The organism is Pseudarthrobacter humi (assembly GCF_024294965.1).
Classification (GTDB): Bacteria; Actinomycetota; Actinomycetes; order Actinomycetales; family Micrococcaceae; genus Arthrobacter; species Arthrobacter humi.
In genome coordinates this window covers 91,103-104,852 of the sequence record NZ_JANCLV010000010.1, presented here as the reverse complement: position 1 = coordinate 104,852, position 13,750 = coordinate 91,103, and the positions used below count along the sequence as shown (strand labels likewise).

12 protein-coding genes are annotated in these 13,750 nt (G+C 65.5%); 7 read left to right on the top strand and 5 right to left on the bottom strand.

Features of this window, described 5'->3' with window-relative positions; translation table 11 throughout:
- Positions 1-18 precede the first annotated feature (18 nt).
- Positions 19-234 carry a hypothetical protein gene (locus NFC73_RS14770; RefSeq protein WP_252602242.1) on the bottom strand — a complete coding sequence of 72 codons (216 nt, stop codon included), beginning with the start codon at positions 232-234 and terminating at the stop codon, positions 19-21.
- Positions 235-365: 131 nt separating this feature from the next.
- Entirely contained in the window at positions 366-608 is a 243-nt protein-coding gene (locus NFC73_RS14765; RefSeq protein ID WP_058930165.1) for a hypothetical protein, read from the bottom strand.
- Between the two features lie 82 nt (positions 609-690).
- Here NFC73_RS14765 and NFC73_RS14760 point away from each other — a divergent pair, with 82 nt between their 5' ends.
- Genes NFC73_RS14760 through NFC73_RS14745 form a run of 4 tightly spaced genes read left to right on the top strand, consistent with a single transcriptional unit; the run spans position 691 to position 3,037 of the window.
- Positions 691-1,173: a MarR family winged helix-turn-helix transcriptional regulator gene (locus NFC73_RS14760; RefSeq protein ID WP_254751374.1), complete on the top strand. Its 483-nt coding sequence runs from the start codon at positions 691-693 to the stop codon at positions 1,171-1,173.
- A gap of 40 nt (positions 1,174-1,213) precedes the next feature.
- Positions 1,214-1,777, top strand: a complete 564-nt coding sequence (locus NFC73_RS14755; RefSeq protein WP_254751373.1) for an SSI family serine proteinase inhibitor — start codon at positions 1,214-1,216, stop codon at positions 1,775-1,777.
- Positions 1,755-2,687, top strand: coding sequence for a 3-methyladenine DNA glycosylase (locus NFC73_RS14750; RefSeq protein WP_372494669.1), 933 nt, complete (start codon positions 1,755-1,757; stop codon positions 2,685-2,687). Before NFC73_RS14755 ends, NFC73_RS14750 begins: the two co-directional genes overlap by 23 nt.
- On the top strand, positions 2,684-3,037 hold the full coding sequence (locus NFC73_RS14745; protein WP_254751369.1) for a serine protease inhibitor: 354 nt from the start codon (positions 2,684-2,686) through the stop codon (positions 3,035-3,037). Before NFC73_RS14750 ends, NFC73_RS14745 begins: the two co-directional genes overlap by 4 nt.
- 81 nt (positions 3,038-3,118) lie before the next feature.
- On the opposite strand, the gene NFC73_RS14740 is transcribed toward NFC73_RS14745, so the two are convergent.
- The 3 genes from NFC73_RS14740 to NFC73_RS14730 form a co-directional block, all read right to left on the bottom strand.
- Positions 3,119-6,283 carry a S8 family peptidase gene (locus NFC73_RS14740; RefSeq protein ID WP_443703143.1) on the bottom strand — a complete coding sequence of 1,055 codons (3,165 nt, stop codon included), beginning with the start codon at positions 6,281-6,283 and terminating at the stop codon, positions 3,119-3,121.
- A gap of 304 nt (positions 6,284-6,587) precedes the next feature.
- Positions 6,588-9,560 carry an exo-alpha-sialidase gene (locus NFC73_RS14735; RefSeq protein ID WP_254751367.1) on the bottom strand — a complete coding sequence of 991 codons (2,973 nt, stop codon included), beginning with the start codon at positions 9,558-9,560 and terminating at the stop codon, positions 6,588-6,590.
- A gap of 317 nt (positions 9,561-9,877) precedes the next feature.
- The gene (locus tag NFC73_RS14730) at positions 9,878-10,063 is read right to left on the bottom strand and encodes a hypothetical protein (RefSeq protein WP_252566883.1); all 186 of its coding nucleotides are present in this window, start codon (positions 10,061-10,063) and stop codon (positions 9,878-9,880) included.
- A gap of 261 nt (positions 10,064-10,324) precedes the next feature.
- Here NFC73_RS14730 and purS point away from each other — a divergent pair, with 261 nt between their 5' ends.
- The 3 genes from purS to purL are packed head-to-tail and all read left to right on the top strand — an operon-like array spanning position 10,325 to position 13,690.
- Complete coding sequence (gene purS / locus NFC73_RS14725) at positions 10,325-10,576, top strand: phosphoribosylformylglycinamidine synthase subunit PurS (RefSeq protein WP_056348600.1); 252 nt, start codon at positions 10,325-10,327, stop codon at positions 10,574-10,576.
- 1 nt (position 10,577) lies between these two features.
- On the top strand, positions 10,578-11,363 hold the full coding sequence (gene purQ, locus NFC73_RS14720) for a phosphoribosylformylglycinamidine synthase subunit PurQ (protein WP_254751366.1): 786 nt from the start codon (positions 10,578-10,580) through the stop codon (positions 11,361-11,363).
- Positions 11,360-13,690, top strand: a complete 2,331-nt coding sequence (purL, locus tag NFC73_RS14715) for a phosphoribosylformylglycinamidine synthase subunit PurL (protein ID WP_254751364.1) — start codon at positions 11,360-11,362, stop codon at positions 13,688-13,690. Before purQ ends, purL begins: the two co-directional genes overlap by 4 nt.
- Positions 13,691-13,750 lie beyond the last annotated feature (60 nt).

The window sequence follows — 13,750 nt, the reverse complement described above, 5'->3', positions numbered from 1 at the left end:
CCCCGCGTTGCTTTTGTTTCAGCCCTGTTTGTCCAGTTCTTCGCGGCGCACGGCGTAGTGATGACCTTCGGAATCGGTTTCCACCACGAAGTGGGAAAGATCCTCGTCAGAGGCCTGCTCGAACTCATCATGCTTGTGGACCACGGGCGAATCCGTGTCCAGGCGCGTTGCCGGCCCGAAGACAAAGCGGAGCCTGTCAGTCGCGTGCATAAAACCGGTGAGCGCATGTCCCATTGTTTCCACCCCCTTCCCGCGTTGCGGGCGAAAGAGCCACCGCCTCCTTGTGGAGTCAGTGCCCTTATTTTACGCCCGCCGCGCGAAAATTGGTCTGGTGAGGTTGGGCATGGTGGAGAGGCCGGGGAGGGTCAGCGGAGGGACTGGTCGTCCGGGTTCCTGGGCACAACATAGGTGCTGCCGTCCGGGCGGGTGACCGTTTCCCATTGCTGGGTTTCCCGCTCGCGCTGAACCAGGAGTGCCCGGTTCTCTTCGGTCATGTCATGCACCAGGGAACTGCGGTTGGCCGGGCCGAAAATCGCCCTGAGCTTGCCGGTTGCGCGCATGAACCGCTGGGATGCGTTGCCCTTGTCGGCTGACTTGCCTTTGCCCATGAAAGTGACCCCTTCGATAGAACCCAATTACCCGCTCCAGTGTACGCTAACAATTAGTGCACTAACTATTGGAGGAAATCTTATGACGGTACGGGCCGGCGCTGCGCGGCAGCAGGACGATGACCTCCTATTGGAGCAACAGCTCTGTTTTGCCCTCACTGTGGCATCCAGAAGCGTGGTGGGCGCCTACAAGCCCGTCCTGGAAAAGCTCGGACTCACCCACCCGCAGTACCTTGTGATGCTGTGCCTGTGGGAATCAGCACCCCGCACACTGCGCAGCATCAGTGAAGCCCTGGCGCAGGCCCCGGCCACCATCTCACCGCTACTTCGGCGGCTGGAGGAGGCCGGCTTTGTCACCCGCCAGCGGGCGGACGGAAACGAACGCACCCTTGCCGTGGGCCTGACCCCGGCCGGCGCCGCGCTGCGTCAGCAGGCTGTTGCCGTCCCGGGCACCATGATGGAACGCCTGGGGCTGACCCGTGAGCAGGTGGGCGCGCTGCACAAATCCATGATGGGGCTCATCGCCGCCACCGCCGGATCCAGCGGGCAACCCGTCGGGGAGTAAATGCGGCAAGGCGTAAAATGGCAGCAACCTAGGAGGGTCCATGCGTTTGCGAACAGTACGGCCATTGTTGGCGGTCCTCGTCATTGCCGGGCTCGCCGCCTGTACGGGCACGCCTGACGGGACCGGGACTCCATCCGCCAGCCCTACAACCAGTTCTTCGGCCAGCCCGGGCACCTCCGGGTCTCCCGCTCCGGACACCGAGACCACCGTCCCTGCGCCGTCACCTTCCGCACCCCCGGCCCCGACGGCAGGCCCCGGCGCCGGCAACGCCGAGCTTGCCATTATGGTCAGGCCTTCTCCCACCGAAGCTGCAGTGAACTACACGCTGGTCTGCCGCGGCGGCCTCCCCACAGCTGAGAGCAAGCACCCCAGGCCGGAGGCTGCGTGCGCTGCCCTCAAGAACAACGCTGCGCTCCTCAGCCCGGCCCCCAAGAGCAAGGACGTGGCCTGCACCGAACAATACGGCGGCCCGCAGACCGCCAAGGTCACCGGGATTGTGGACGATACTCCCGTGGATGCCACCTTCGCGCGCACCAACGGCTGCGAAATCGGTGCCTGGAACGCAGCCCAGGACGTCCTGGGTGCCAGCGGTGGAGCAACGTAGCCTGCTGACGGCCGATGTCTGGCGTGCCCGCGAAGAAGCGCACGCCCAACGCGTCCGCCGTTACTCGGATCCCTACCTTGCGCGCCGCTCGGCAGGTCGGAAGCACCCGGTGGAGGACTTTCTTTTCACTTACTACACCCAGAAGCCAGGCCAGCTGCTGCGCTGGCACCCGGGAGCCGGCGTCGTACTGACCGCTGAAGCGGCGTCCGCCCGCATGGGCTGGAAGCACTACAAAACGCTCGACGACGGCGAACTCGCCTCCCTGGGGCTGCCGCCGGGAACCCCGGCCGTGACTTTTGACCGCGCCCGGTTCCTGGCCGACCGGCACGAGGCGGTGGCCTTCGCGGACATCATCCTTCGCGGCACCGCTGCCCGGCCTGCGCAGTTCGGCTGCTTCGGGCTGCACGAATGGGCAATGGTCTACCGACAGGACAAATTCGACCTGCGCCATGAATACCTGCAGCTGAGGCTGGGTTCGGCCGGCACGGACAAAGTGGTGGAGGACAACCGGATCCGGTGCTCACACTTCGACGCCTTCCGCTTTTACACGCCCGACGCTACTGCACTGAACGAACTGGCGCCCAGCCGCGAAAACCAGCGGCACATGGAACAGCCGGGCTGCCTGCACGCCAACATGGACCTCTACAAGTGGGCGTACAAACTGCTGCCCGCGCTTCCCAGCGAACTGGTGATGGATTGCTTCGAACTGTCCTGGCGGATCCGGGCCATGGACATGCAGGCCTCCCCCTACGACCTCGCGGAGTGGGGTTACCCGCCGATTGAGATCGAAACCGCGGAAGGCAAAGCGGCCTACGTTGGGCATCAGCGCGCCTTCGCCGGTGAGGCTGCTGCGCTCCGCGGGCGCCTGGCGCAGGCCCTGGCACCGCTTCGAATTGCGGGGACGGTATGAAGGACCTCGAGCTGACCATCAGGGTCACGGAACACCCCGGCTCCCCCGAGTACGAGTTCCGGCTGATAGTCCGCGATGGCTTCCCTGCTGACAGTTGCACCGTGCCCGATCCCGCAGCAGCGTTGTCAGCGATGGAACGCTTCGGTGAGGACATCTTCTTTCCCAAACCGGGCCCCCCGAAACTCTGCACGCAGCAATACGGCGGGCCGCAGGTGGCCGTTGTGACCGGCTCCATCAACGGCCGCCCCGTCAGTGTGACTTTCCGGCGAACCGATGGCTGTGAAATCTCCCGCTGGCGCGCCATGGCTCCCCTGTTCGGCGGGACAACTGGTTCCCGCGGCGAAACCTGACCATAGGCGGCAGCCTCCGCAAAACGGGAACGCCGCCGGAACCAAGCGGTCCGGCGGCGTTCCCATCCTGTTGCTGAAGGGCTAGAGATCCATGTTGCGGTTTCCGGAGAACTCCGGGACCTCCTGTTTCTTCTTTTCCTTTTTGACCCTGTCCTTCTGGTCGTTGGCAGGGTCACCGGCAGTTTCATCCGCAGGGACCACCAAAGCACTGCCTGGTGTGACCACCACAGAGACGAAGGTGGGCGCGCTGGAACCGGCGAACGTCACCCGGCCGATATACGAGCCTTCAGCGAGATCCTTCCACTGGAGCTTCAGAATGCCCGACTGGCCGTTCCCGAGCCGCAGCGGATTGGGGGTCACCGTGGCATTTCCCACGTTGGCTCCCAGCACCGCAGCGTCCACGGACGCCTTCGTGGGCTGCCCATTGGGGCTTGCGTAGAGGTTCACAAAAATCGTGTACACGCCCGGAGCCGGGTTCGGAACCGAAATTGATTCACTGGCAGAGGCCGTCTGGGCCAGCAGGGCCTGGCCCGCCGGGTTGAAGACCACCATGTCGAAGTCGGCGGCCTCGTCCGAGGAAAAGACGGAGAACTTTGCCAACGGCGATCCTGCCGGAACGGTGACCTCCTTGGCGAAGTTGGACGCGTCCGTTTCCAGGGCCAGCGGCCCTGGCACCAGTTCGATGGCCGAGGAGTCAGCCTTGGACAGGCCGTCCAAAGTAATCTTCACGGGCGCGTTGGTGCCCGAAACCACCGGAATGTCGCCCTGCCCCTGGCCCCCTTCCGAGGCAAACGCCAGATTTGCCGGTGCCACCACCGACTGCGGGCGGACGGCCACCGGCGATGCCACGTTCTTGCCGGCACCCTGCCAGACGAGGTTGCCCATGGCAAACTGCCCCAAGGCAGCGCTGGTGTTCTCAAACTTGACCTGGAAGGTGCGTTTCTCGCCAGCCGCGTTGAAGCTAAGGATCGACGGCGTGACCGTCACCTTGACGCCAGGAACGCTGGCCTTGGCCCGGTAAACGCCTGGGGTCAGCGCGGTGACAGTCCGCGTGACCTCTGTCTTGCCGGTGAGTGCCCCCAGCGCGAACGAGGCAACATTCATATCCCGCGGTGCGGTTGTTCCGAGACCCGGGATGCCCAGGTCCAGGCCCGTTCCCTGGATGAACTTCAGGTAGTCGTCCTCGGAGTTGTCGTAGACCAGGCCGGGATCCAGAACCCGCGCAATGTCCACCTGGCCGGCGCCGGTGGCGAACACATCGCCGTTCCGGCTGCCGTCTGCGTTCTTGATATCAGCGGCCGTGGTCATCATGGCTGACTTGACGGTGGCCGGAGACCATGTGGGGTTCTTGGCCAGAATCAAGGCTCCAAATCCGGCCACGTGCGGCGCGGCCATTGACGTCCCGGACATCATGCCGAACTGGTCGCCGCCGGAACCGATGGGCGACACGCCTGCCAGCACAGCCACACCCGGGGCCGCCACGTCAGGCTTGAGCAGGTCCGAGCCGGTCGCGAGCAGCGGGCCCCGGGAAGAGAAGCCGGCGATCTGCGGCTGCGGCGCGGGCGGAAGTCCCGTGGTGTCCGTGTTCACCAGGGAGACCTTGATGTCGGGGTTGGCGATGATCTTGTCCTTGATCTGCTGCGTGGCCGGCGGGTTCACGTGCACTGTCGGGACTGCGTGGCGGTCAAGGTCCTCGGAGGAGGTGGTTATGTTGACCAGGATCATGCCGATGCCGCCGGCGCGCTGCACCTCGGCGCTCTTGGCTACGCGGTCCACCACCCCGCGGTCGCAGACAACAATCTTCCCTGTTACCTTGGCCGGATCCAGAGCATTGGGTGCGCACAGCTCCGGGTTTGCTGCGCCGGCGGCTGCGGCAGTTGCCGCCAGCACAACGTTGCTCGCAGGAACGGGAGCGGACATAAGACTGGCGCCGCGGTACTTGCTGCCGTCCTCAAATTCGACGGTTCCCTGCAATTCCGTGGAAAAGGAGCTCGCGGCCACCGTGGTCAGCCACGGAGCGCCGTGGTTCACGGTGCTTGCCGCGGGGCCGGAGTTTCCGGCGGATGCGGCAACAAAGATTCCGGCGGACGCCGCGGAAAGGAAAGCCAGGGAAACCGGGTCCGTGGTGGTTGACGTGCTGCCGGAGATGGAGTAGTTCAGCACATCCACACCGTCCAGGATTGCTTGATTGATCGCGGCCACGGAGGCGGAGCTGTAGCACCCGCCCGTGGCCGGGTTGTCGTCCTCCCAGCACACCTTGTAGACGGAGATCTTTGCCGCCGGCGCCACGCCGCCGGTGATGCCCATATCGGTTGCACCAAGGTTGGCCCGGACGTTCGCGTTGCCCGCGGCTGTGCTGGCAGTGTGCGTCCCGTGGCTTCCCACATCCACAGGCGAAATCAGTTCTTCGGGCGCGCGGCTCTCCGGCGGCACGTACGCCATGTAGTCGTCAGCGAAGTAGCGGGCACTCAGGACTTTGGAGTTGCAGGCACTGCCGTCAAACGCCGCCCCGGTTCCCTGGCCCCTCTGGCACTCTCCGACGAAGGTGTCGCCGTCGGACTTGAGCATGGCGATGTTGCCGTCCGCAGTGCGGTACGGGGCGCCCACCTGGGCCTGGCCGGCGAGTGGTTGCACGGCTTCCCCGGCGAAGAACGGGTTGGAGGGGGTGTAGCCGGAGTCAATAACGCCAACTACGACGCCTTTGCCGGCATTCTCCTGCCCGCCGAAGGCAGTCTTCCAGAGGCCGTTTTCACCGCTGAGCCCAAGGAAGTCTGTGGTGGAGTAATCCGGCGCGTTCTCCGTGTCCGGCGCCACGATGAGGACGGCCGGGTCCTTGGCGAGCCTAGCGGCCTGGTCGGCGGTCAAATCGGCCGAGAACCCGTTGATGGCAGCCGTGTACTGGCGCTTGATCCGGACGCTTTCGGACCCGGCCACAGCGTTCTGCCTGCCCTCAAGGTGCGCCTGGTACTGCTGGACTTCGGGCCGGTCGGCGTCGAGCTTGCGGCCGTTCTGGGGTTTCGTCGCTGCGAGTCCGGGAGTCCCGCCGTCGTAGGTGGCCGCCGGCTTCTCGGCCAGGACCACAATATAGCGGCCGGCGGGGTAGTCGCCGGGGTTGATCTTCTTTGAGGCAACTGCCGTTTTTGCTTCAGCGGACGCCGCGGTAGCGGGGCTCATCGCCATCGAAGAAAGGAGCAGCGGCAAGGCCACGGCCAATGCCGCTGCTTTCCGGAGTCCCCCGCCCCGAATGGGGCTATTTCCAGTTGATTTCACGAGCGACTACACCTTTCACGAGGAACGGCCGGCCACGTTGCCGGTCTGGAACAGCTGGGAACGGCACACGACATTACAGATTTTGTAATGCTATGACCAGCTGTTACAAACAGTACAGACTGAGAGCTGAATATGACATAGGACACATCAGGTGCATACGTCAATCATGCAGCTACCATGCGGGGCCGGGAAGGCACAAAGGAAAGACCCCACGCGGGCCGGACTCTGGAAAAGTCCAGTCCGCGCGGAGGTCTTCTTTGGTGCTAGGAAATCACCTGGCTCAACCCTTGGGCGTCACCTGCAGGCGGTCGAAGGAGACCTGCTTGCCGTCCTTGTCCAGCACCACCACGTCGTCGCGGCCGCTCTGTACGCCTGAGGGCAGGATGAACTCCACCGTGTTGTCCGTGGTGGGGAAAATCCAACCGATCCGGTAGCTCTTCTTGTTCAGGTACACGTAGTACCACTGGCCGTAGTCGAGACCCTTCAGGGTCACCTTCTGGCCGTTGCGGTACTTGTCCTGCGTGCCGAGGTCGAACGGAGCCGCCTGTTCCTCGAGGTCCTGGACGGCGAGGACGGGGACAGCCTCGGGCTGCGACGGCTGGAGAGCCAGCACCAGCGCGCCGCCGGTCACCGTGGCGGTGACTTCCTTGGCGCCGTTGGTGGCAGTTGCCGCGACCGAGACCGCGTCGAGCCGGCCCGCCGCGATGTCGGCTGCGGTCAGGACGTGCTCGCGCGTTGCCGTCACGGTCCCGCCCACGGCCAGGGCGTCCTGGCTGATGGAGGCGTCCGGGGCACTGAGCCCGGTCAGTGCGACATTGCCGGCGTTGCCTAGGGTGTAGGCGTATGAGACGGTATCGCCTTCGCTGGCGAAACGGTCACCGTCGGCGTCGCTCCACTCAGCCGAAACGGTGCCTTCCAGCTTGGCGTCCCGGACCTTCAGGTCCACTTCGCCGCCGTCGACCGCATAGACCTTGCTGCTCTGGCCTGCGGAACTGACTTCCCAGGTGGTCTTCGGAACGAAGTAGCCCTGCTCCGCCTCGGCAGCGGTCACGGTGTGGCGCGGCGTGGCGCAGGTGTAGCCCTGGCCGGCGGGCAGCACGCCGTAGCGGCAGTTGCCCGGGCCTTCGGGAACGAACGGGCTGAAGTTACCGGCGGTGGGGACCACTTTTTCAACGAGCGGGCCCGTGTTGTTCACGCTGAAGGTGTACGGAAAAGCATCGCCGGCGGCGTACGGTGCGGTGGCGAGGTCACGGCCGGAATCCGCACGGGCGCCGGTGATGCTGGCGGAAACCAGACCATCGCGCAGTGCCACCGCGGCGCCGGTGAACGGAACCGTCTTGGTGAGCGACGGCGTCGCGCTGGCCGTGACGGAGAAGCTCGCCTCGGGGACGAAATAGCCGCGGGCAATGTCCTCGGCCGTCAGCGTGTGCTTGGCCGTGGTGCAGCTGTAGTTTGCACCCGCGGCCAGGTTGTTGAACCGGCAGTTCGGAACACTGGGCGCGCCGGGGGCCGGCGGCAGGAAGCCGGTCTCAAAGTTGCCGGATGTGGGCACTGAATTCGCCGTGACGTTGGCGGTGCTCTTGACGTTGAACGTGTAGCCCAGAACGTCACCAGCCTGGTAGGGGCTGGCGATGACGTCGCGGGCCGGGACCGTTCCGGTGATGGTGAGGCCCACCTGCTGAGCTGCCGGGACGGTGGCAGTGAACGTGGACTGCGAAACCCGGCCATCCGCCGTCGTGAACGCGGCGTTGAGGTTCTGCGGACCGTTGGCGTTCGCCGGTGCGGTCAGGTCCACGCTAACGGTCACCGAGGCGCCGGGCGCGACGTCGGGCACGGGCACCGTGGTGGCGGTCCAGCCGTCGGGGGTGTAGACCGTGGCGTTGGCGCCGGAAAGTGTGGTGGCCTCCTGGTTGGTCACGGTGACCGCTACCTGCTTGGTGGCGCCGGCGGTTGTGGTGAGTGCCGGTACGGACAGCGGGGCGCAGGCGTAGTTCAGCCACGCGTCGTCGAACTTCGCGAACTGGATGTTGTCCGTGTAGTTGCCTTCGTACAGGACACCGAACGTGCCGTCCTTGAGCCGGGACACGGTGGAGTAGGCGGAGAAACCGGAGCGGATGGTGCGTACCCCGGGCCAGGTGGCGCCGTCGTCGCAGGAGATACGGGCAGAGACGTTCTCGCGGCCGGTCTTGGAGTTGGAATTGGTGAAGATGAGCTTCTTGGCGTCCGCTGAGCCCTGAGCCGCGGCCGGGAACATGCGGGCGATGGAACCGTTGTTTGCCGGGTCCGGCAGTTCGGTGTCCTGGGTGACCGGACCATAGGTGGCGCCGCCGTCAGTGGAGATGGCCACCTTGCGGTAGCCCTGGTTGGCGTTGTCGCGCGAGTTCAGCAGTACGCGGCCGTCGGAAAGTTCCACGGTCTTGTTCTCGTCCATGCGGTCGCCCACGTTGGCGCCCTTGTGCCAGCTCACGCCGTGATCGTCCGAGTAGACGCTGTAGGCCTGGACCTTGTTGGTGCCGTCGGCCTGGCGCACATCGCCGGCGTACTGCTGGATCAGGCGGCCCTTGTACTGGCCGTACTTGAGCTGGATGCCTTCGCCGGAGGACGCGAAGTTGGAGCGGATATCGCCGGCCACCGGACTGGTCTTGCTGGTGCCCGGCTTGGTGACGCTGGTGATGAGCCTTGGCTGCGTCCACGTGACGCCGCCGTCGGAGGATTCGATCACGGCGGAGGAAATCACGCTGCGGTCGGCGTCGTCGTTGCCGAACTGGCTGCCGAAGAAGCCCTGGTCCTTGGAGTACACGAACAGCGCGAAGACCTTGCCGGCCTCGGCGTCGTGGATGTAGGACGGGTCGCTGTAGCCGTACTTCGGAGCGGTGGCGTCGCCCACGTGGCCGGCGGCGATGACCTGAACGGGTCCCCAGGTCTGGCCGCCGTCGGTGCTGCGGCGCTGCACGATCGAGTTGGGGTTCGGAGCGTCCGCGGCGCTGCCGGGGCGGCCGTCCCACGAGGCGAGCACCACGTTGTTGCCCAGGTAGGTCAGGGCCGGAATCCGGTAGAAGAAGTTCGCCGCAGTCCGGTCGGCGCCGATGTTGGCCTCCGCGAACGAGCCGGGAGGAGCGGTGGGGTTGTTCGGGGGGATCGGTGCCGCCTGCGCGGCGATTCCGGATCCGGCCAGCAGCGCCAGCGCTACCAGCCCGGCTCCTGCGGTCCGGCCAATACTTCGGTGCCTGTTCCGCTTAGTAGAAATTCGCAAATCCATATCCTTTCAAGGCGCCGCGGGGCGGCGGATCGGGAGAATTCGGCCGTGAGGGCGGTCTCGGCATCCGATGGGATACCACCTGCCACATACGACGTCCTACGACCATAGTGTGTAGAACGTCACGTGGCTAGGAGTTTCCGGAAGTCGCTTGGGAGAGGCCCGGGACAGGGCGTTTGGGATCAGTACATTTTCAGCAGGGCAACCGGCGCAGGGGCACGTGGGGCGGGGCACAAAAACGGGCGCCCCCGTTCAGGGACGCCCGGTTGAGGTTTGGGCAAAGACTTGAGGCCTGGATAAGGAGTGGGCGTCGCCTACTGCCTGGGCGTCCGAACCACGTCACTGATCCACTGGCGGGTCTTTTCGTCCACGGGGCCGGCCACGCGCGTTTCCCGGGCAGCCCGGTCCGCCTTGATCTTCTGCATAACCATCCGGCCCAACCCGGCAAAAACGGCCACGGCCATCATCGGCAACAGCAGAGATTTCGATTTTTCAGCCATGCGGTAATCCTAGTGACGCTTGCTCCGCGAGGCCATAGCCGCCGTCGTCCTCTACCTCCCGAAAGCCCGCCCCGCCGCGATGACTGTGGCCGATCCCACCGAATACAGGGTGCGGCGCTCGGCCCGGTAGAATGGCCTAGCAAGCTCGCGGAGCGCCCGTCCACACTGTTCGAAAAAGAACGTCCCCAGCATCCCGGAACGGCGTAAGACGGCGTGACTCCGCTGCGCCCTTACCCAATGCTCACGCACAGGAGTTGCCGGATGCCCCGGATCGTTGTTGACGTCATGCCCAAGCCCGAGATTCTGGACCCGCAGGGGAAGGCCATCGTGGGTGCACTCCCCCGTCTGGGCTTCACCAGCTTTAGCTCTGTCCGCCAGGGCAAGCGCTTTGAACTGACGGTTGAGGGCGAGGTGACCGACGCAATCCTGGCCCAGGCCCGCGAAGCCGCCGAGACCCTGCTGTCCAACCCCGTGATCGAAGACGTCGTCAACGTCGAGGTCGTCGAGGCCTGAGATGACTGAACTTCCCTTGATTGGCGAGGCAGTCGCCGTCGCCGCCGACGCTCCTGGTGCTCGCAGGCTCGCGGGGGCACGGATCGGTGTTGTCACCTTCCCAGGCACCCTTGACGACCGCGACGCCGCCCGGGCAGTCCGGCTCGCCGGCGGCACCGCAGTGCCGCTCTGGCACGCAGACACCACCTTGGGTGACGTGGACGCCGTCGTGATTCCCGGTGGCTTCTCCTACGGTGATTACCTCCGCGCCGGCGCCATTGCCCGCTTCGCGCCGCTGATGTCCAAAATCATCGACGCCGCCAACTCCGATGCCAAGCTGCCCGTGCTGGGCATCTGCAACGGCTTCCAGATCCTTACCGAGTCGCACCTGCTGCCCGGCTCCATGATCAAGAACGACCACCTGAAGTTCATGTGCCGCGACCAGGTCCTGCGTGTGGAAAACAGCAACACCGCCTGGACCCTGGACTACGAGGCCGGCCAGGAAATCACGGTTCCGCTGAAGAACCAGGACGGCCAGTACATCGCCGACGAAAAGGTCCTGGACGCGCTCGAAGCTGAAGGACGCGTGGTGTTCCGCTACGTGGGCTTCAACCCCAACGGCTCCCGCCGCGACATCGCCGGCATCTCCAACGCCGCCGGCAACGTGGTGGGACTTATGCCCCACCCCGAGCACGCGGTGGAAGTTGGCTTCGGCCCCGAATCCCTGGACGGGATCGGCGGGTCCGACACCGACGGACTGGGTTTCTTCACCTCCGTACTGAACAAGATTGTGGGAGGCAACAAATGACCGAGATCAATTCGGTGGTCGAGCCTGTCGAGACCAAGAAGTTCAATATCGACACCGTCGAGAACGCTGCCAAAACGCCCGACACCGAACTGCCGTGGGCCGAACTGGGCCTGAAGCAGAACGAGTTCGATGAGGTAGTGAAGGTCCTGGGCCGCCGCCCCACCGGCGCCGAGCTGGCCATGTACTCCGTGATGTGGAGTGAGCACTGCTCCTACAAGTCCTCGAAGAACCACCTGCGCCAGTTCGGCGACAAGGTCACCGACGAGATGAAGAAGGACATGCTGGTGGGCATCGGCGAGAACGCCGGCGTGACCAACCTGGGCGACGGCTGGGCCGTGACGTTCAAGATCGAGTCCCACAACTCGCCGTCGTTCGTGGAGCCGTACCAGGGCGCTGCCACCGGCATCGGCGGTATCGTCCGCGACATCATCTCCATGGGCGCCCGCCCGGTTGCCGTGATGGACCCGCTGCGTTTCGGCGCCATCGACCACCCGGACACCGCCCGCGTCATGCACGGTGCCGTTGCCGGCATCGGCGGCTACGGCAACTCGCTGGGCCTGCCGAACATCGGCGGCGAAATGGTGTTCGATTCTGTTTACCAGGGCAACCCGCTGGTTAACGCGCTGGCTGTCGGCGTGATGCGCCACGAGGACATCCGCCTCGCCAACGCGTCCGGCAAGGGCAACAAGGTGGTCCTGTTCGGTGCACGCACCGGCGGCGACGGCATCGGCGGCGCCTCGGTGCTGGCCTCCGAGTCCTTCGACGACACCAAGCCGTCCAAGCGCCCCGCCGTCCAGGTGGGCGACCCCTTCGCTGAAAAGGTCCTGATCGAGTGCTGCCTGGAGCTCTTCAAGGGTTCCCTCGTTGAGGGCATCCAGGACCTCGGCGCCGCAGGCATCTCCTGCGCCACGTCCGAGCTCGCCTCCAACGGCGACGGCGGCATGGAAGTCGAACTGACCTCCGTCCTGCTGCGCGACCCCACGCTGACCCCGGGCGAAATCCTGATGTCCGAGTCGCAGGAACGCATGATGGCCGTGGTCACCCCGGAGAACATCGCCGCCTTCGAAGCTGTCATGGACAAGTGGGCCGTGGAGTACTCCTGGCTCGGCGAGGTCACCGACACCGGCCGACTGATCATCACCTGGGACGGCGTAGTCATCGTGGACGTCGACCCGCGCACGGTGGCCCACGACGGTCCGGTCTACGACCGCCCGTACGCCCGCCCCGAGTGGCAGGATTCCGTACAGGCCGATTCCTTCACTGGCTCAGTGCAGGACACCGGCCGCCCCTCCGCCCCCGCGGAACTGGCTGCCGCCGTCACCGAGCTCGTGGCTTCGCCGAACATGTGCAGCAAGGACTGGATCACCAACCAGTACGACCGGTACGTGGGCGGCAACACCGCCCTGGCGTTCCCGGACGACGCCGGCGTGGTCCGCGTGGACGAGGAAACCGGCCTGGGCGTCGCCCTGGCCACGGACGCCAACGGCCGCTACACCTACCTCGATCCGTACCACGGCGCACAGCTGGCGCTGGCCGAGGCCTACCGCAACGTGGCCACTTCCGGCGCCGTTCCGATGGCCGTCAGCGACTGCCTGAACTTCGGCTCCCCCGAGGACCCGGACGTGATGTGGCAGCTCGCGGAGGCCATCCGCGGCCTGTCCGATGCCTGCATGGTGCTGGGCATCCCGGTCACCGGCGGCAACGTCTCGCTCTACAACCAGACGGGCACCACACCCATCCACCCCTCCCCCGTGGTGGCAGTGCTGGGCAAGCTCGACGACGTCGCCCGCCGCACGCCGTCGGGCTGGAAGGAAGATGGCCAGGCCATCTACCTGCTGGGTACGACGGCGGCTGAACTGGACGGCTCCGAATGGGCCAACATGCGCGGTCACCTCGGCGGACTGCCGCCCAAGGTTGACCTCGCCGCCGAGCGCGCACTGGGTGAAATCCTGATCAACGCTTCCCGCGACGGCATGGTCGATTCGGCTCACGACCTCTCCGAAGGCGGCCTCGCGGCAGCCCTGGTGGAGTCCTCACTGCGCTACGGCGTGGGCGCCCGGATCGCCCTGCAGGACGTTCTGGACCGCGACGGCGTAGACCTGTTCACGGCGCTGTTCTCCGAGTCCCAGGGCCGCGCGGTTGTCGGTGTGCCCCGCTCGGAAGAGGTCCGGTTCAAGGACATGTGCACGGCCCGCGGCTTTGCCCACACCCGCATCGGCGTGGTGGACGCAGCCAGCGGCAACCTGGAGATCAACGGCGTGGACACCATGTCCCTGGCCGCCCTCCGCGAAGCCCACGAGGCGACCCTGCCGAAGTACTTCGGCTAGTCCTTCCTTAAAACCAACGCGGGGTCACTTTCCGCCCAATAATCCCCTTGGGATGGGCGA

What these genes read in the sequence shown, in the direction of transcription:
- NFC73_RS14770 (WP_252602242.1), bottom strand. Translation starts at nt 234, where the DNA reads ATGGGACATGCGCTCACCGGTTTTATGCACGCGACTGACAGGCTCCGC.
- NFC73_RS14765 (WP_058930165.1), bottom strand. Translation starts at nt 608, where the DNA reads ATGGGCAAAGGCAAGTCAGCCGACAAGGGCAACGCATCCCAGCGGTTC.
- NFC73_RS14760 (WP_254751374.1), top strand. Translation starts at nt 691, where the DNA reads ATGACGGTACGGGCCGGCGCTGCGCGGCAGCAGGACGATGACCTCCTA.
- NFC73_RS14755 (WP_254751373.1), top strand. Translation starts at nt 1,214, where the DNA reads ATGCGTTTGCGAACAGTACGGCCATTGTTGGCGGTCCTCGTCATTGCC.
- NFC73_RS14745 (WP_254751369.1), top strand. Translation starts at nt 2,684, where the DNA reads ATGAAGGACCTCGAGCTGACCATCAGGGTCACGGAACACCCCGGCTCC.
- NFC73_RS14730 (WP_252566883.1), bottom strand. Translation starts at nt 10,063, where the DNA reads ATGGCTGAAAAATCGAAATCTCTGCTGTTGCCGATGATGGCCGTGGCC.
- purS (WP_056348600.1), top strand. Translation starts at nt 10,325, where the DNA reads ATGCCCCGGATCGTTGTTGACGTCATGCCCAAGCCCGAGATTCTGGAC.
- purQ (WP_254751366.1), top strand. Translation starts at nt 10,578, where the DNA reads ATGACTGAACTTCCCTTGATTGGCGAGGCAGTCGCCGTCGCCGCCGAC.
- purL (WP_254751364.1), top strand. Translation starts at nt 11,360, where the DNA reads ATGACCGAGATCAATTCGGTGGTCGAGCCTGTCGAGACCAAGAAGTTC.